General features: G+C 61.6%; 16 protein-coding genes. 12 read left to right on the plus strand and 4 right to left on the minus strand.

Annotation, left to right across the window (positions count from 1 at the left end):
• From infB to CON77_RS05510, 6 genes are all read left to right on the plus strand, one after another.
• Positions 1 to 2,330: translation initiation factor IF-2 (gene infB, locus CON77_RS05485; RefSeq protein ID WP_101048134.1), on the plus strand; the 2,330-nt coding region annotated here is incomplete at its 5' end.
• 3 nt (positions 2,331 to 2,333) lie between these two features.
• The gene (gene rbfA, locus CON77_RS05490; RefSeq protein WP_101048135.1) at positions 2,334 to 2,705 is read left to right on the plus strand and encodes a 30S ribosome-binding factor RbfA; all 372 of its coding nucleotides are present in this window, start codon (positions 2,334 to 2,336) and stop codon (positions 2,703 to 2,705) included.
• Positions 2,706 to 2,707: 2 nt separating this feature from the next.
• Entirely contained in the window at positions 2,708 to 3,658 is a 951-nt protein-coding gene (truB, locus tag CON77_RS05495) for a tRNA pseudouridine(55) synthase TruB (protein ID WP_101048136.1), read from the plus strand.
• Positions 3,655 to 5,484: a translational GTPase TypA gene (gene typA / locus CON77_RS05500; RefSeq protein ID WP_101048137.1), complete on the plus strand. Its 1,830-nt coding sequence runs from the start codon at positions 3,655 to 3,657 to the stop codon at positions 5,482 to 5,484. The genes truB and typA overlap by 4 nt, the downstream gene beginning before the upstream one ends.
• Positions 5,481 to 6,431, plus strand: a complete 951-nt coding sequence (locus CON77_RS05505) for a DMT family transporter (protein WP_101048138.1) — start codon at positions 5,481 to 5,483, stop codon at positions 6,429 to 6,431. The genes typA and CON77_RS05505 overlap by 4 nt, the downstream gene beginning before the upstream one ends.
• Positions 6,400 to 7,527 (plus strand): enoyl-CoA hydratase/isomerase family protein, encoded by a 1,128-nt coding sequence (locus CON77_RS05510; protein ID WP_101048139.1) that lies wholly within the window; start codon positions 6,400 to 6,402, stop codon positions 7,525 to 7,527. Before CON77_RS05505 ends, CON77_RS05510 begins: the two co-directional genes overlap by 32 nt.
• Before the next feature lie 50 nt (positions 7,528 to 7,577).
• On the opposite strand, the gene smpB is transcribed toward CON77_RS05510, so the two are convergent.
• Positions 7,578 to 8,066: an SsrA-binding protein SmpB gene (smpB, locus tag CON77_RS05515; RefSeq protein WP_101048140.1), complete on the minus strand. Its 489-nt coding sequence runs from the start codon at positions 8,064 to 8,066 to the stop codon at positions 7,578 to 7,580.
• 56 nt (positions 8,067 to 8,122) lie between these two features.
• On the opposite strand from smpB, the gene CON77_RS05520 reads away from it, so the two are divergent.
• Positions 8,123 to 8,566: a type II toxin-antitoxin system RatA family toxin gene (locus CON77_RS05520; protein ID WP_101048141.1), complete on the plus strand. Its 444-nt coding sequence runs from the start codon at positions 8,123 to 8,125 to the stop codon at positions 8,564 to 8,566.
• 14 nt (positions 8,567 to 8,580) lie between these two features.
• On the plus strand, positions 8,581 to 8,916 hold the full coding sequence (locus CON77_RS05525; RefSeq protein WP_232788417.1) for an RnfH family protein: 336 nt from the start codon (positions 8,581 to 8,583) through the stop codon (positions 8,914 to 8,916).
• A 30-nt stretch (positions 8,917 to 8,946) separates the two neighbouring features.
• Here the strand turns inward: CON77_RS05525 and CON77_RS05530 are convergent, their stop codons facing one another.
• On the minus strand, positions 8,947 to 9,531 hold the full coding sequence (locus tag CON77_RS05530) for a DUF4124 domain-containing protein (RefSeq protein ID WP_101048143.1): 585 nt from the start codon (positions 9,529 to 9,531) through the stop codon (positions 8,947 to 8,949).
• Positions 9,532 to 9,617: 86 nt separating this feature from the next.
• Here CON77_RS05530 and guaB point away from each other — a divergent pair, with 86 nt between their 5' ends.
• From guaB to CON77_RS05545, 3 genes are all read left to right on the plus strand, one after another.
• A complete protein-coding gene (guaB, locus tag CON77_RS05535) occupies positions 9,618 to 11,087 on the plus strand; it encodes an IMP dehydrogenase (protein WP_101048144.1) in 1,470 nt (489 codons plus the stop codon).
• A gap of 91 nt (positions 11,088 to 11,178) precedes the next feature.
• Complete coding sequence (gene guaA / locus CON77_RS05540) at positions 11,179 to 12,789, plus strand: glutamine-hydrolyzing GMP synthase (protein ID WP_101048145.1); 1,611 nt, start codon at positions 11,179 to 11,181, stop codon at positions 12,787 to 12,789.
• A gap of 124 nt (positions 12,790 to 12,913) precedes the next feature.
• Positions 12,914 to 14,224, plus strand: a complete 1,311-nt coding sequence (locus tag CON77_RS05545; RefSeq protein ID WP_232788418.1) for a tyrosine-type recombinase/integrase — start codon at positions 12,914 to 12,916, stop codon at positions 14,222 to 14,224.
• A 2-nt stretch (positions 14,225 to 14,226) separates the two neighbouring features.
• On the opposite strand, the gene CON77_RS15095 is transcribed toward CON77_RS05545, so the two are convergent.
• Together CON77_RS15095 and CON77_RS05550 are read right to left on the minus strand one after the other, a co-directional pair.
• Positions 14,227 to 14,421 (minus strand): hypothetical protein, encoded by a 195-nt coding sequence (locus CON77_RS15095; protein ID WP_157826848.1) that lies wholly within the window; start codon positions 14,419 to 14,421, stop codon positions 14,227 to 14,229.
• Between the two features lie 239 nt (positions 14,422 to 14,660).
• A complete protein-coding gene (locus CON77_RS05550; protein WP_101048147.1) occupies positions 14,661 to 15,098 on the minus strand; it encodes a DUF6641 family protein in 438 nt (145 codons plus the stop codon).
• Positions 15,099 to 15,204: 106 nt separating this feature from the next.
• Here CON77_RS05550 and CON77_RS15100 point away from each other — a divergent pair, with 106 nt between their 5' ends.
• Positions 15,205 to 15,723 carry a hypothetical protein gene (locus CON77_RS15100; RefSeq protein ID WP_157826849.1) on the plus strand — a complete coding sequence of 173 codons (519 nt, stop codon included), beginning with the start codon at positions 15,205 to 15,207 and terminating at the stop codon, positions 15,721 to 15,723.
• The last annotated feature ends 444 nt before the right edge of the window (positions 15,724 to 16,167 follow it).

Here is a 16,167-nt window from a genome sequence, read left to right on the forward strand (position 1 = left end):
CCCAGGCCGCGGCCAGTGCCGGGGTCAAGGCCGTGACCGAAGCCGCGGCCGACGCCGCGGCCGAGGCTGCTGCCCAAGCCGCTGCGCAGGCCAAAGCCGAAGCCGAGCAGCAGGCCAAGCAACGTGCCGACGCCGAGAAGCAGGCCGAAGCCGAGCGCGCCCGCGAGCTGGATGAACGCCGCCGCAAGGCCCTGGCCGAAGCCGAGGCCATCCGCGCCATGATGGCCGCCCCGAAGAAGGTGATGGTGGCCAAGAAGCCCGAAGAAACCAAGCCGGCGGCCGATGCCAAGGCGGGGCTCAAGGGCACGCTGCACAAGCCGGCGGGCGCGCCCGCCAAACCGGGTCAGGCCCCTGCGGCCCCTGCCGGCGGCAAGAAAGAGGTCAAGTCCGAAGCCCTCTCGTCCACCTGGAAAGACGACGCCGCCAAGAAGAAAGAACTCAAGACCCGCGGCGACACCGGCGGTGCGCGTCCCGGCGGCAACAACTGGCGCGCAGGCCCCAAAGGCGGCGGCCGCCGCGGTGGGCGCGACGACCGCAACCAGGGCGCTTCGTCGTTTGCCCCGGCGGTGGAAGCCAAGGTCATCGAGGTGCACGTGCCCGAGACCATCACCGTGGCCGAGCTGGCGCACAAGATGTCGCTCAAGTCGTCCGAGGTGATCAAGCAGCTGATGAAATTGGGCCAGATGGCGACCATCAACCAGCCGCTGGACCAGGACACCGCCATGATCGTGGTGGAAGAGCTGGGCCACAAGGCCGTGGTGGCCGCGCTGGACGACCCGGAAGCCTTCGCCGACGAAGAAGTGGCGAGCCAGGCCGAGGCGCTGCCGCGCGCTCCGGTGGTGACGGTGATGGGCCACGTGGACCACGGCAAGACCTCGCTGCTGGACTACATCCGTCGCTCCAAGGTGGCCGCTGGCGAAGCCGGTGGCATCACCCAGCACATCGGTGCTTACCACGTGGACACGCCGCGCGGCATGGTGTCTTTCCTCGACACCCCGGGTCACGAGGCGTTCACCGCCATGCGGGCCCGTGGCGCCCAGGCGACCGACATCGTGATTCTGGTGTGTGCCGCCGACGACGGCGTGATGCCGCAGACCAAGGAGGCCATCAAGCACGCGAAAGCGGCCGGTGTGCCCATGGTCGTGGCTCTGACCAAGATCGACAAACCCGGCATCAACCTGGAGCGCGTGCGTTCCGAGCTGGTGGCCGAAGAAGTGGTGCCCGAAGAGTTCGGCGGTGACGTGCCCTTCGTGGGCGTGTCGGCCAAGACCGGTGAGGGCGTGGATTCGCTGCTGGAACAGGTGCTGCTGCAGGCCGAAATCCTGGAACTGAAGGCGCCGGTGGAAGCCAACGCCAAGGGCCTGGTGATCGAAGCCCGCCTGGACAAGGGCAAGGGCGCGGTCGCGACCGTGCTGGTGCAGTCTGGCACGCTGAAAGTGGGCGACGTGGTGCTGGCGGGCCAGACCTCGGGCCGCGTGCGCGCCATGCTGGACGAAAACGGCAAACCTGCCAAGGAAGCCGGTCCCTCCATTCCGGTGGAAATCCAGGGTCTGGCCGAGGTGCCGCAGGCCGGCGACGACTTCATGGTCATGCTCGACGAGCGCCGTGCCCGTGAAATCGCCACCTACCGCGCCGGCAAGTTCCGCAACACCAAGCTGGCCCGGCAACAGGCCGCCAAGATGGAGAACATCTTCTCCGACATGGCCGCCGGCGAGGTGCAGACCCTGCCCATCATCATCAAGTCGGATGTGCAGGGTTCGCAGGAAGCGCTGGCCGCATCGCTGCTCAAGCTGTCCACCGACGAGATCCGTGTGCAACTGGTGTACGCCGGTGTGGGCGGCATCAGCGAATCGGACATCAACCTGGCGATTGCGTCCAAGGCGATGGTGATCGGCTTCAACGTGCGCGCCGACGTGGGCGCGCGCAAGCTGGCCGAAGGCAACGACGTCCAGATCCACTACTACAACATCATTTACGACGCGGTGGACGAGCTCAAGGCCGCCATGTCGGGCATGTTGGCACCGGAGAAGCGCGAAGAAGTCATCGGTACCGCCGAGATCCGCAACGTCATCGTGGCGACCAAGATCGGCACCATCGCGGGCTGTATGGTCACGCACGGCCAGGTCACCCGCACGGCGCATTTCCGCCTGCTGCGCGACAACGTGGTGGTCTACACCGGCGAACTGGAGTCGTTGAAGCGCATGAAGGACGATGTCAAGGAAGTCAAAGAAGGCTTCGAGTGCGGCATCAAGCTCAAGAACTACAACGACATCAAGGAAGGCGATATCCTCGAATTGTTCGAGATCAAGGAAATCGCCCGGACGCTGTAAGCCATGCCCGCGAAAAAGTCTTCTGCGGCCAACCGCAGTTTCAAAGTGGCCGATCAGATCCAACGCGATCTGACCGAACTGATCGCGCGCGAGTTGAAAGACCCGCGCGTGGGCATGGTCACCTTGCAAGCGGTGGAGGTCACGCCCGACTACGCGCACGCCAAGGTGTTTTTCAGCGTGCTGATCGGGGACCCGCAGGAAACCCAGGATGCGCTGAACCAGGCCGCCGGTTTCCTGCGCAACGGCCTGTTCAAGCGCCTGCACATCCACACCGTGCCGACGCTGCATTTCGTCTTCGACCGCACCACCGAACGTGCCGCCGACATGAACGCCCTGATCGCCAAGGCGGTGGCGTCGCGCGCCCAGGACGACTGAGCATGAACGCGCCACGCACGAGGGTGCAGCGGCGCCCCGTGCATGGGGTGTTGCTGCTCGACAAACCGCTGGGGCTGTCCAGCAACCAGGCCTTGCAAAAGGTCAAGTGGTTGCTGCGCGCCGAAAAAGCCGGCCACACCGGCACGCTCGATCCACTGGCCACCGGCGTGTTGCCGCTGTGCTTTGGCGCGGCCACCAAGTTCAGCCAGTTGCACCTGGAAGCGGACAAAACCTACGAAACCACCTTGCGTCTGGGCGTGAGCACCACCACCAGCGACGCCGAAGGCGAGGTGCTGGACACCCGTCCGGTGACTTGCAGCGTCGGACAGGTGGTGGAGGTGTTGGACCGCTTCATGGGCCCGATCAGCCAGATCCCGCCCATGCACAGCGCCTTGAAGAAAGACGGCAAGGCCCTGTACGAATACGCCCGCGCCGGGGTGGCGGTGGAACGCGAGCCGCGCGCCGTCACCATCCACGACCTGGAGCTGCTCGACATGCAGTTGCAGGGGCCAGAGCCGCATCTGCGCCTGCGCGTGCATTGCAGCAAAGGCACTTACATCCGCACCCTGGGCGAAGACATCGGCCAGGCCCTGGGCTGTGGCGCCCACCTGTCGGCCTTGCGCCGGGTGCAGACCGGCGACTTCGACCTGTCGGTCTGCATCACGCTGGAGCAGATCGAGGCCACGCCGGAAAGCCTGCGCCAGGCCCTGCTGCGCCCGGTGGATGTGCTGCTGGGCGGACACGGGCGTGTCACGCTCGACGCCGATCATGCGGCACGCTTTTTGAGCGGCCTGCGCCGCCGTGGCACGTGGCCGGACGCGCCGCGCGTGGCCGTGTACGGCGAATCACCCGCGGCCATGCTGGGCACGGCCCACGTCAAGGCCGGCGAACTCATTCCGGGGCGCTTGTTGAGCCCCATCGAAATTCAACAAATCCTGGAAAGCCAACCATGAGCACTCCCATTCGCAACATCGCCATCATCGCCCACGTTGACCACGGCAAGACCACCATGGTCGACCAGCTGCTGCGCCAGTCGGGCACCTTCGCCGAACACGAAAAAGTCGTGGACACGGTGATGGACAACAACGCCATCGAACGCGAGCGCGGCATCACCATCCTGGCCAAGAACTGCGCCGTGAGCTGGGAAGGCACCCACATCAACATCGTGGACACCCCGGGCCACGCCGACTTCGGCGGTGAGGTGGAGCGCGCCCTGTCCATGGTGGACGGCGTGTTGCTGCTGATCGACGCCCAGGAAGGCCCGATGCCGCAGACCCGCTTCGTGACCAAGAAGGCGCTGGCCCTGGGCCTCAAGCCCATCGTGGTGGTGAACAAGGTGGACAAGCCCGGCGCCAACTGCGACAAGGTGATCAACGCCGCTTTCGACCTGTTCGACAAACTCGGCGCAACCGACGAGCAGCTCGACTTCCCGGTGGTCTACGCCTCGGGCATCAACGGCTGGTCCAGCCTGGAAGAGGGCGAGCCCGGTGCCCAGTGGGGCCCGGACATGTCGGCCCTGTTCAACACCATCCTGAAGCACGTGCCCGCCAACGAAGGCGATGCCAACGCGCCCTTGCAATTGCAAATTTCCGCGCTGGACTATTCCTCGTTTGTGGGCCGCATCGGCGTCGGTCGCGTGAGCCAGGGCACCATCAAGCCCAACATGGACGTGCTGGTGTGCGAAGGCCCGGACGGCAAGCGCATCAAGGGCCGCATCAACCAGGTGCTGACCTTCCAGGGCCTGGACCGCATGCAGACCACGGCCGCCGGCCCCGGCCACATCGTGCTGATCAACGGCATCGAAGACCTGGGCATCGGCGTGACCGTGACCAGCGTGGACGCGCCCGCACCCCTGCCCATGCTGAAGGTGGACGAGCCCACCCTGGTCATGAACTTCTGCGTGAACACCAGCCCGTTGGCCGGCCGCGAAGGCAAGTTCGTGACCAGCCGCCAGATTTGGGACCGCCTGCAGAAGGAACTGCAGCACAACGTGGCCCTGCGCGTGAAGGAAACCGACGAAGACGGCATTTTTGAAGTGGCCGGCCGTGGAGAACTGCACCTGACCATCCTGCTGGAAAACATGCGCCGCGAAGGCTACGAGCTGGCCGTGTCCAAGCCGCGCGTGGTGTTCCAGGACATCAACGGCGAGAAGCACGAGCCGATGGAGCTGGTGACCGCCGACGTGGAAGAAGAGCACCAGGGTGGCGTGATGCAGGCGCTGGGTCTGCGCAAGGGTGAAATGGTCAACATGGAGCCGGACGGCAAGGGCCGTGTGCGCCTGGAATACCGCATCCCGGCGCGTGGCCTGATCGGTTTCAGCAACGAATTCCTGAACCTGACCCGTGGCTCGGGCCTGATCGCCTCCATCTTTGACGGCTACGAGCCGCACAAAGGCGACATCGGTGGCCGCAAGAACGGCGTGTTGATTTCCATGGACGACGGTGAAATCTTCACCTACGCCCTGGGCAAGCTGGACGACCGTGGCCGCATGTTTGTCAAGCCGAACGACCCGGTGTACGAAGGCATGATCGTCGGCATCCACAGCCGCGACAACGACCTGATCGTCAACGCCACCCGCACCAAGCAGCTGACCAACTTCCGCGTCAGCGGCAAGGAAGACGCGATCAAAATCACCCCCCCGATCGAGCTGACGCTGGAATACGGCGTGGACTTCATCGACGACGACGAGCTGGTCGAGATCACGCCCAAGAGCATCCGCCTGCGCAAGCGTCACCTGAAGGAACACGAGCGCAAACGCGCCCAACGCGAAGGCGCATGAGCGTTCGCCACGGTCAGGCCGTGGGCCTGATGGTGCTGGTCACCTTCCTGTGGGGCACCGCGGGGGTGGTGACCCGGCACCTGGAGCAGGCCCAGGCCTTTGAAATCACCTTCTGGCGCAGCTTCTTCACCCTGCTGTCGCTGTTGGTGATCTTGCCGCTGTGGCAGGGCCGCGGCGTGTGGCGCCGCATGCGCCAGGAGGGCTGGGTGCTTTGGGCCTCCGGGGCCTGCTGGGCGGTGATGTTCACCGCTTTCATGCTCGGGCTGGCGCTGACCTCGGTGGCCAATGTGCTGATCACGCTGGCGGCCGGCCCGCTGTTCACCGCCCTGGTGTCGCGCCTGCTGTTCCGCCAGCACCTGAACCGGCGCACCTGGGGCGCCATCGCGGTGGCGGGCCTGGGCATCGCGTGGATGTTCGGGCAGCAGCTGGACGGCGGCCAGTGGCTGGGCAGCCTGGTGGCCTTGGGGGCGCCCATCGGCGGTGCCATCAACTGGAACCTGGTGCAGCGCAGCCAGCGCGCGGGCCAGCACGTGGACCTGGTGCCGGCGGTGCTCATCGGCGCCTTGCTGTCGGCCCTGTGCGCCTTGCCCATGGCTTGGCCTTTGAACGCCAGTGTCCACGATGTGACCCTGCTCGCGGGCCTGGGGCTGGGACAATTGGCCATCCCCTGCGTGCTGGCCGTGGTGTGTGCCCGTTCGCTCAGCCCGACCGAAATGTCGCTGCTGGCCTTGCTGGAGGTGCTGTTCGGCATTGCCCTGGCCTGGCTGGGGGCGGACGAGGTGCCCCAGTCACATGTGCTGCAAGGCGGGGCCTTGGTGCTGGGCGCACTGGTGGTCAACGAATGGCTGGGCCGGCGCGAGCGCGAGGGGCACTACCGCATCCAAACCCTGGAAGTTGAAGACATTGGAGACACGCATGCATTGGAACACCCCGGAGGTCGGCGCTGAAGTCAGCGCCAACGGCGTCGGTCTGCTGACCCTGAACCGTCCCAAGGCGCTCAACGCCTTGAGTCTGCCCATGGTGCGCGCCCTGGCCGCGGTGCTCACCGCCTGGCGCGACGACCCGGCGGTGCAGGCGGTGGCCATCCGTGGCACGGGCAAACAGGGGCCGTTCGGGGCCTTCTGTGCGGGGGGCGACATCCGCTTCTTCCACCAGGCGGCCTTGCAGGGCGACCCGGCGCTGGAGGATTTCTTCACCGAGGAATACGCCCTCAACCACCTGATCTTCAGCTACCCCAAACCCTACATCGCCTTCATGGACGGCATCGTCATGGGCGGGGGCATGGGCATCAGCCAGGGCGCGTCGGTGCGGGTAGTGACCGAACACACCAAGATGGCCATGCCCGAAACCCACATCGGCCTGTTCCCGGATGTGGGCGGCGGTTACTTCCTGAGCCGCTGCCCGGGGCATGTGGGCGAATACCTGGCGCTGACCGGTCACGTCATCGGCGCGGCCGAGGCGGTGGCCTACGGCCTGGCCGACGTGGTGGCGCCGGCCGAGGCCCTGCCCCAGGCCTGGACCGCCTTGCAGCAGATCGAGGCGCCCAACCCGCAGGCGTTTGCCGCCGCCTGGCAGCGCTGGATGGACGGCGCGGACTGGAACCGCGTGGTGTCGGCCGAGGCCTGCCTGCTGACCGCCGAGGTGGAGGCCGCCTTTGGCCAGCCCACCGTGCCGGCGATCGTGGCCGCCCTGGAGCACACCCCCACCGAAGGGGCTGCCAAGACCCTGGAGGTGCTGCGCACCCGCAGCCCCCTGATGCTGCACGTGGTGCTGGAACAGATCCGCCGGGCGCGCCGCATGAACCTGGCCGACGACCTGCGCATGGAGCGCGACCTGGTGCGCCACTGCTTCCAGACCGGCCACCTGCAGCGCAGCGGCGCCGACAGCGAAACGGTGGAAGGCATCCGCGCCCTGGCCGTGGACAAGGACCACAGCCCGCGCTGGAACCCGCCGCGCATCGAAGACGTGACGCCCGAGATGGTGGCGCCGTTTTTTGCCAGCCCTTGGCCGGCCCATTCACACCCTTTGCGGGCCCTGGCCTGAATCGCAGCTCGGGGCAGCAGCCGGCCCGCTGAGCGGCCCTGGCGGCCGGTTCAGCGCTGGCGCTGCTTCATGGCGCGTTCCACCTCGCGCTTGCCTTCGCGTTCCTTGATGGTGTCGCGCTTGTCGTGCTCGCCCTTGCCCTTGGCCAGGGCGATCTCGCACTTCACCCGGCCGTTCTTCCAGTGCAGGTTCAGCGGCACCAGGGTGTAGCCCTTTTGCTCCACCTTGCCGATCAGGCGGCGGATTTCCTCGCGGTGCATCAGCAGCTTGCGCGTGCGTGCGCTGTCGGCGCTGACGTGGGTGGAGGCGGTCCGCAGCGGGTTGATCAGGCAGCCGATCAGGAACAGCTCGCCCTCGCGGATGACCACATAGCCCTCGGTCAGCTGCACCTTGCCGGCGCGCAGGGCCTTGACTTCCCAGCCCTCCAGCACCAGGCCGCACTCATGGCGTTCCTCAAAGGAGTAGTTGAAGGCGGCCTTCTTGTTCTCGGCGATGCGCCCGTCGCGGTCCGCGGTTTTGGTTTTGGGTTTGACTGACATGGTGTGGATATGGGGTGCCCCGCGACCTCTACAATCCAGGCACGGCCGATGATTGTATGAAAAGCGTTCACAAGACAGTGTTGATCTGGCACAGCGCCCACGAAATGTTTGCGCTGGTGACCGATGTGGCCCGTTATCCGGAGTTTCTGCCCTGGTGCAGTTCCGGCCAGGTGCTGGAATCCACCCCGCAGGGCATGGTGGCTTCGATCGGCATGTCCATTGGCGGCCTGAAAAAAAGCTTCACCACCCGCAACACCCACGAAGCCGACCGCCGCATCCACCTCGAACTGGTGGACGGGCCGTTTTCTCACATGGAGGGCACCTGGGAATTCCGGCCCGTGGGCGACGGCACCCAGAAGGCCTGCAAGATCGAATTCACCATGAGCTACGGTTTTTCCAGCAGCACCCTGGCGGCCCTGGTGGGCCCTGTTTTCGACAAGATCGCGGGCAATCTGGTCGATGCCTTCGTCAAGCGCGCCGACCAGGTGTACGGCGCCTGAGCCGCATGGTCACCATGCAGATCACCGTGGTGTTCGCGGCCGGCCCGCAAGACGTGCGCGAACGCGTGCTGGACCTGCCAGACGGCAACTGCGTGGCGCAGGCCCTGGATGCGACGGGCTGGGCGGTGCAGCAGCGCCTGGGGGCCGCCGGCGCAGAGGGGCTGGCCTTGGGCATCTGGGGCCGCAAGGCCACCCTCGACACCGTCTTGCGCGACCGCGACCGGGTCGAACTCTACCGCCCTTTGCAGGTGGACCCGAAACGGGCGCGGCGCGAACGCTTCCAGCGCCAGGGGGCGAAAAAATCGGGCTTGTTCTCGGCCCGGCGCCCTGGGGCCAAACCCGGTTATTGAAGGCGCCGCAGCCCAGCGGCGGGCCCTCCCTCAGCGGCAGTTGTCCGCGATGATCTGGTCCAGCCGGGCCTGTTCGGCGTTGCGCATGGCCTCGTCCATGAGCACGCGTTGCCCGTTCTCGTCCACCGTGGCCAGGCGCCCACCGCCTTGCAGGGTGGCGCGCGAGGCCTGGGCCCGCTTGCAGTTGTCGGCGCGGATCTCGGCGTTGCGCCGTTCGGTGGCACGCTGGGCTTCGTCGGCCTTGCGTTTGTCCTCGGCCTGGCGGGTGGCTGGTACCGGGTCGCTGCTGGCATCCGGGGCCGCGGTTTTGGCGGCAGCGTTGGCGGGGCGGGGCGTTTCCGGTGCGGTCCTGGCGGGCTGGGCGGGCGCCTCGGGCAGGGACAGGGCGCCGTTGCGCGGCTGTTGGGCGATGCGCGAATTCGGCACACTGGCGGGTGGCGGCAGGTCGCTGAACACCTTGCGGCCGCTGTCGTCCTGCCACACCCACAGGCCGGCGGCCTGGGCGGGCACGCTGGCACCGGTCCAGGCGGCCAGCCCAAGGGCAACCAGCAGGCGCGCGGTGGAGCCCCAGGTTCGAGCGCTCAGGGGGTGTACAGGGGCAGAGGCGGTGGTCATACGGGTTCGTTCCGGTGTGCGACAGGCCATGTACCGCATGGTACGGGGTTTGGCCCCAGTACAATAGTGTTTTTGGAGCTTCTCACATGCGCCTACTCGGAAAAGCGCTCACCTTCGACGATGTGTTGCTGGTGCCCGCGTACTCCCAGGTCCTGCCCAAGGACACCTCCCTCGCGACGAAATTCACGCGCGACATCACCCTGAACCTGCCGCTGGTGTCCGCCGCCATGGACACCGTGACCGAAGCGCGCCTGGCCATCGCCATCGCGCAGGAGGGGGGCATCGGCATCGTGCACAAGAACCTGACGGCGCAGGAACAGGCCGCGCACGTGGCCAAGGTCAAGCGCTACGAATCCGGCGTGCTGCGCGATCCGGTGGTCATCACACCCGACACCACGGTGTACCAGGTGCACCAGCTGTCCGAAGAACTCGGCATTTCCGGCTTCCCGGTGATCGAGGGCGGCAAGGTGGTCGGTATCGTCACCGGCCGCGACCTGCGTTTCGAGACCCGGGTGGACCTGCCGGCCCGCGAGATCATGACGCCGCGCGAGCGCCTGATCACCGTGCCCGAAGGCACCACCCCAGCCGAGGCCAAGGCGCTGCTCAACAAGCACAAGCTGGAGCGCCTGCTGGTGGTCAACGACGCCTTTGAACTCAAGGGCCTGATCACCGTCAAGGACATCACCAAGCAGCTGACCTTCCCCAATGCCGCGCGCGACGACGCCGGCCGCCTGCGCGTGGGCGCGGCGGTGGGCGTGGGCGCCGGCACCGAGGAACGGGTGGAGCTGCTGGTCAAGGCCGGTGTGGACGCCATCGTGGTGGACACCGCCCACGGCCACAGCAAGGGTGTGATCGACCGCGTGCGCTGGGTCAAGCAAAACTACCCGCAGGTGCAGGTCATCGGCGGCAACATCGCCACCGGCGCGGCCGCCCTGGCGCTGGTCGAAGCCGGCGCCGACGGCGTCAAGGTCGGCATCGGCCCCGGCTCCATCTGCACCACCCGCATCGTCGCTGGCGTAGGCGTCCCCCAGATCACCGCCATCGACAACGTGGCCACGGCCCTGCAGGGCACCGGCGTGCCGCTGATCGCCGACGGCGGCATCCGTTACAGCGGTGACATCGCCAAGGCCATCGCCGCCGGTGCCAGCACCGTGATGATGGGCGGCATGTTCGCCGGCACCGAAGAGGCGCCGGGCGAGGTCATCCTCTACCAGGGCCGCAGCTACAAGAGCTACCGCGGCATGGGCTCCATCGGAGCCATGCAGCAGGGCAGCGCCGACCGCTATTTCCAGGAAAGCAGCACCGGCAACCCCAACGCCGACAAGCTGGTGCCCGAGGGCATCGAAGGCCGCGTGCCTTACAAGGGCTCGATGGTCTCCATCGTCTTCCAGATGGCCGGTGGCATCCGCGCTTCCATGGGTTACTGCGGTTGCGGCACCATCGAAGAGATGCGCAGCACCGCCGAGTTCGTTCAGATCACGGCCGCCGGCATCCGCGAAAGCCATGTGCACGACGTGCAGATCACCAAGGAAGCGCCGAACTACCGCGCCGACTGACCGGGCCTGACCCTGGGCCCACAAGGGCCGTCCCCCGTGGACGGCCTTTCGCATTTCTAGCCGCGCTGCCCGCGCCCCACCCCGAGACGCCATGCAACACCAGAAAATCCTCATCCTCGACTTCGGTTCCCAGGTCACCCAGCTCATCGCCCGCCGTGTGCGCGAAGCCCATGTGTACTGCGAGGTGCACCCCTGCGACGTGTCCAGCGACTGGGTGCGCGCGTACGCGGCCGATGGCCAGCTCAAGGGCGTGATCCTGTCGGGCAGCCACGCCAGCGTCTACGAAGTGGACGACAAGGCGCCGGACGCGGTGTTCGAACTGGGCGTGCCGGTGCTGGGCATTTGCTACGGCATGCAGACCATGGCGCAGCAATTGGGCGGCAAGGTCGAGGCCGGCCACACCCGCGAATTCGGTTATGCCGAGGTGCGCGCGCGCGGCCACACGAACCTGTTGAAAGACATCGTGGACTTCACCACCCCCGAAGGCCACGGCATGCTCAAGGTCTGGATGAGCCACGGCGACAAGGTGACCGAGCTGCCGCCGGGCTTCAAGCTCATGGCCAGCACGGATTCTTGCCCGATCGCCGGCATGGCCGATGAGGCGCGCCGCTTCTACGCGGTGCAGTTTCATCCCGAAGTCACGCACACCGTGCAGGGCCGGGCGATGCTGGAGCGCTTCGTGCTGGACATCTGCGGCACCCGGGCCGACTGGGTCATGCGCGACCACATCGAAGAAGCGGTGCAAAAAATCCGCGAGCAGGTGGGTGACGAAGAGGTGATCCTGGGCCTGTCCGGCGGCGTCGATTCGTCGGTGGCGGCCGCGCTGATCCACCGTGCGATTGGCGACCAGTTGACCTGCGTGTTCGTGGACCACGGCCTGCTGCGTCTGCACGAAGGCGACATGGTGATGGACATGTTCGAAGGCAAGCTGCACGCGAAGGTGATTCGCGTGGACGCGAGCGAGCTGTTCCTGGGCCAGCTGGCCGGCGTGAGCGACCCGGAAAAGAAGCGCAAGATCATTGGCGGCCTGTTCGTGGATGTGTTCAAGGCCGAGGCGGCCAAACTCAAGGGCGACGGTGCCAAGGGCGCCAAATGGCTGGCGCAAGGCACCATCTACCCGGACGTGATCGAGTCCGGTGGCGCCAAGAGCAAAAAGGCCGTGACCATCAAGAGCCATCACAACGTGGGCGGCCTGCCCGAGCAGTTGGGCCTGAAGCTGTTGGAGCCGCTGCGCGACCTGTTCAAGGACGAGGTGCGCGAACTGGGCGTGGCGCTGGGCCTGCCACACGACATGGTGTACCGCCACCCCTTCCCGGGGCCGGGCCTGGGCGTGCGCATTCTGGGCGAGGTGAAGAAGGAATACGCCGACCTGCTGCGTCGGGCGGACGCCATCTTCATCGAAGAGCTGCGTTCCACCATCGACCCCATCAGCGGCAAGAGCTGGTACGACCTCACCAGCCAGGCTTTCACCGTGTTTCTGCCGGTGAAGAGCGTGGGCGTGATGGGCGATGGCCGCACCTACGACTACGTGGTGGCACTGCGCGCGGTGCAGACCAGCGACTTCATGACCGCCGATTGGGCGGAGCTGCCTTACAGCCTGCTCAAACGCGTGTCGGGCCGCATCATCAACGAGGTGCGTGGCATCAACCGCGTGACCTACGACGTCAGCTCCAAGCCGCCAGCCACGATCGAGTGGGAGTGACTTTTGACATGTAAGTCGTTGATTTTAAAAGATATTTAACTTACACAAAAGTTTCACGCAGCCAGCTAGGTCATTGATTTAGCTGGCTGTTTGACTTTATAGTTGCACAAAAACCTGCACAATTTTGTGGTCACTCAAAATCGTAGTCACTCAAGCAACTATGGCTCTTAAAAAACAAACGTTCAAAGACGGCGAAATAGCAATATACGACGAAGCTGTGATTTACAAGCGCGGCGAGTATTGGCAGATGCGTATGTGGTTACAGAAGGAAGGTAAGTACGCACGCTTCAGCTTACGCACGCGCAGCGAAAGCACAGCTATAGACAAGGCAAAGCAGCACTATCACGAAATAAAAGCGATGGAGCTTGCAGGAAAAACGTACCACTCTAAAACTACTAAGCAAGGTGCAGAAGAATATCTTAAGCAGCGGTGGAAGGATCACGAAGCTGGCTTAATAGTGATAAATCGCTACAGGACGGTTGCAACACATTTGAACCACTGGCTTAACTTCATAAACAGAGATACAAAGCTCAAAGAACTGGAGCGTACTGACTGCGAAAATTATTATCACGAACGTACTAAACGCAAGATCAGTCAAAAGACAATTGAAAATGAGCAGAGCACGATCAATGCAATGATGAATTGGCTGTACAAGGCCAAGGAAACGTACATTGATGGGTTTGACTTTAAAAAACTACCGCGGCTTGATACAAGAGCTGAAGATAAAGGGCGGTACTGCTTTAGTGATGACGAAAGCAAGCGTATAAGAACATTGCTTGAAGAGTATGCAAAAAGTGCAGCATCACAGCTTGATGAAGGAAAATCCATAGAGAAGTTCGTAACAGCCTACTATCTACTCATTTCTATGATAACTGGCCTAAGAAGAGGAGAGCAGCAACAGCTACGCTGGCAAGACATGAAATGGTATGAGCACGATTTAAAGAATGAATCTGGTGATAGCTACAGCTTGGTGGAAATTTTAGTTCGCGGCGAAACTTCAAAAACAGGAAAAACACGTAGGTTTATGATTAAAGATTGGGAATATTTTGAATCATTCTTCAAAGTAATGAACCCAAGGTACCGCAAAGCAAACAAAGGAAAAACTGACGCAAAGAACTTTGGAGAGACGTTGATTTTTAGTGTGGATGGAAACAAGGAGCTAACTCCAAGAGCGATTTATTATCACTTTAACAAAATAATGGAGTTGGCAGAGATTGGCGATACTGGAGGCAAAGAGCTTGTTCCATACTGCTTTAGACATACATTTATTACGCAGCGAGTAAATGCTGGCCTTTCGCCAACAGAGGTTTCTGAAATTGCAGGTAACTCAGCAACGGAAATTGAAAAAACTTATTATCATACGACACGCGATAAGATGATTAGCAATGCACTTGCAACATATACTCGCAAAGATGGTATGTTGATTCCAAAGTAAAATCACTCGTTAAGCTTTTTAGCAATCTCTGTCACTGTTTGGCCAATCTGTTTGTATAGCTCAAGTATCTCCAAGGTTTTGCCCATTTTTGAGTCGTATTCTTGAAAATATGGATCGTGCTCTGCGGCTTGCTTAGCTGCAAGCAGCTTGAGAATGAGCACCTGTTCTCTTGGTGTTAAAAATTCTGAATCACGCATTGACTGCTCCTTTCGTGTATTTATGAGAGCAGTGCGTGACGTATTACGAAGCTGATGACGCTTCGCTAGTTAGCTAGGACAGGATAGCTAACAAGATTACCCTGACCATATAAAGCGAGCAATAGAGTATGGGCATGGTGTGCGCTGTCAGCTTGAACGCATGTCATGACTAACGACAAGCATCCAAACTGATTGCGTAGTTTTACAGTGGCTTGGTATGTTTGCATAGCAGGCGCTTGTTACGCTGCTTTGTCTTTAGCTGCTTTGCTGGCGTTTTCCAGTGCAGCGTCAAATTCTCCATCATGCACAGCTTTGGTGATCGTCTCAAGCAACTTGATAACATCACCATCAGCGCATTCAATCGCGTTTGCACCTTTGTTGTTCAAGGTCAGGACACGCGATCCATAACGGACGTTCATTTGCAGCTTTCCGTTATCGCCAGTCCACCACCAGCACTTAACACGCTTGGGGACAGTCAGCGTGACTTGTTCACCAGTCTCTGAATCTTTGGATTTCCTCTGCTTGGTTGGTGCATAGGGCTGGCCGCTTTCCATCGCGCTAGCAAGTTCAATCTGTTCAAAGATAGCTTTAAGCAGCTTGTTACGACGCTGTGCTACGGGCGATAAGGCGGTGTTGCGTTGTGCAGTAACGAGCTTCAATGATGCAAGGTGTGTCATGTAATTTCCAATAAAATTTAAACAGTGACTTAACTTTAAATTCAGCCTGTACACATGAGCAACCGGAAAAATTATCTCCTTTCCTTTGGTTCTGCTAAATACTCACATGAGTACAGCAGAACTAAACTACCAATACGAGAAATTTTCATCTGAGCTTGCAAGATTTGGCACGCATGGACTGACCTTGCAGACCAAGCTTTATACATGCAACAGTTCAGGTTCTGGAATGGAACGTAAGGTTGATAACGCGAAGCAGGCATTCAGAGAGTTTAGGCCAAAGCTAAACCGTCTATTGACTGGCAACGGTTGGGTACGTTCAGCACAGAAATTGCCACTTGTACTCGTGTCACTTGAAGGCTCAAAAGATAACTACGACAGGAACAAGTCGTTACATTTCCATCTCACGCTTGGCAACTTTGACGTTAAGCGGCTAGATGTGGATTTTCTGGAAAAGCTGGTCAAGCATTGGTGTGACACAGGTATTGGTACAGACGACATAAAACTTACATCTCTCTATGATGCAAGCGGCTTTGGTGGCTATTGCAGCAAGGAAGTATGGAAGTCAAACAACGAATGTATAGACCTAATGCTGTCACAGATACCTGCACATTTAACTGGCATCTGACGTAGCGTCGTTGTCTTAAGGTGGTGTGCATGTGCTAGCGGGAGGCTAGTTGTATAAACACGTCTATACAAAACAGCTCAAGCTAGAATGGTATAAAGAACACAGACACACAGATACAAAATCACCAGTACCAGAGAAAAATACCCAGGTGTTAAATTTTTCGTGACGCAGAAAAATTAGAGAGCAGGACGAAATTTACAGCGTGCTAACGCTGCACAAACGTCGCGTAGTGCGTTTTCGATAGCGTCTTAACGCTAGGGTAGCTGGGCTGGATTTTGTAAGCACACAGGGCTAAATACGTCACACAAAGAATCAAAGCTAATACGCAAAAGCTTTGATTCTTCCTGTGATGTCGCGTAAGTCGTTGTGCTATATGAAGAAATTTATCTGTCTGCTTGCTGCGTCTTTCAGGTAGGAAAACAGAAGCAAAGAAAACACAATTAT

It is taken from the genome of Macromonas nakdongensis (genome assembly GCF_002837145.1).
GTDB classification, from domain to species: Bacteria; Pseudomonadota; Gammaproteobacteria; order Burkholderiales; family Burkholderiaceae_C; genus Macromonas_B; species Macromonas_B nakdongensis.

Bases quoted from the DNA above. Each gene is read 5' to 3' on its own strand.
- rbfA (WP_101048135.1), top strand. From the start codon at position 2,334: ATGCCCGCGAAAAAGTCTTCTGCGGCCAACCGCAGTTTCAAAGTGGCC.
- truB (WP_101048136.1), top strand. From the start codon at position 2,708: ATGAACGCGCCACGCACGAGGGTGCAGCGGCGCCCCGTGCATGGGGTG.
- typA (WP_101048137.1), top strand. From the start codon at position 3,655: ATGAGCACTCCCATTCGCAACATCGCCATCATCGCCCACGTTGACCAC.
- CON77_RS05505 (WP_101048138.1), top strand. From the start codon at position 5,481: ATGAGCGTTCGCCACGGTCAGGCCGTGGGCCTGATGGTGCTGGTCACC.
- CON77_RS05510 (WP_101048139.1), top strand. From the start codon at position 6,400: ATGCATTGGAACACCCCGGAGGTCGGCGCTGAAGTCAGCGCCAACGGC.
- smpB (WP_101048140.1), bottom strand. From the start codon at position 8,066: ATGTCAGTCAAACCCAAAACCAAAACCGCGGACCGCGACGGGCGCATC.
- CON77_RS05520 (WP_101048141.1), top strand. From the start codon at position 8,123: ATGAAAAGCGTTCACAAGACAGTGTTGATCTGGCACAGCGCCCACGAA.
- CON77_RS05525 (WP_232788417.1), top strand. From the start codon at position 8,581: ATGCAGATCACCGTGGTGTTCGCGGCCGGCCCGCAAGACGTGCGCGAA.
- CON77_RS05530 (WP_101048143.1), bottom strand. From the start codon at position 9,531: ATGACCACCGCCTCTGCCCCTGTACACCCCCTGAGCGCTCGAACCTGG.
- guaB (WP_101048144.1), top strand. From the start codon at position 9,618: ATGCGCCTACTCGGAAAAGCGCTCACCTTCGACGATGTGTTGCTGGTG.
- guaA (WP_101048145.1), top strand. From the start codon at position 11,179: ATGCAACACCAGAAAATCCTCATCCTCGACTTCGGTTCCCAGGTCACC.
- CON77_RS15095 (WP_157826848.1), bottom strand. From the start codon at position 14,421: ATGCGTGATTCAGAATTTTTAACACCAAGAGAACAGGTGCTCATTCTC.
- CON77_RS05550 (WP_101048147.1), bottom strand. From the start codon at position 15,098: ATGACACACCTTGCATCATTGAAGCTCGTTACTGCACAACGCAACACC.
- CON77_RS15100 (WP_157826849.1), top strand. From the start codon at position 15,205: ATGAGTACAGCAGAACTAAACTACCAATACGAGAAATTTTCATCTGAG.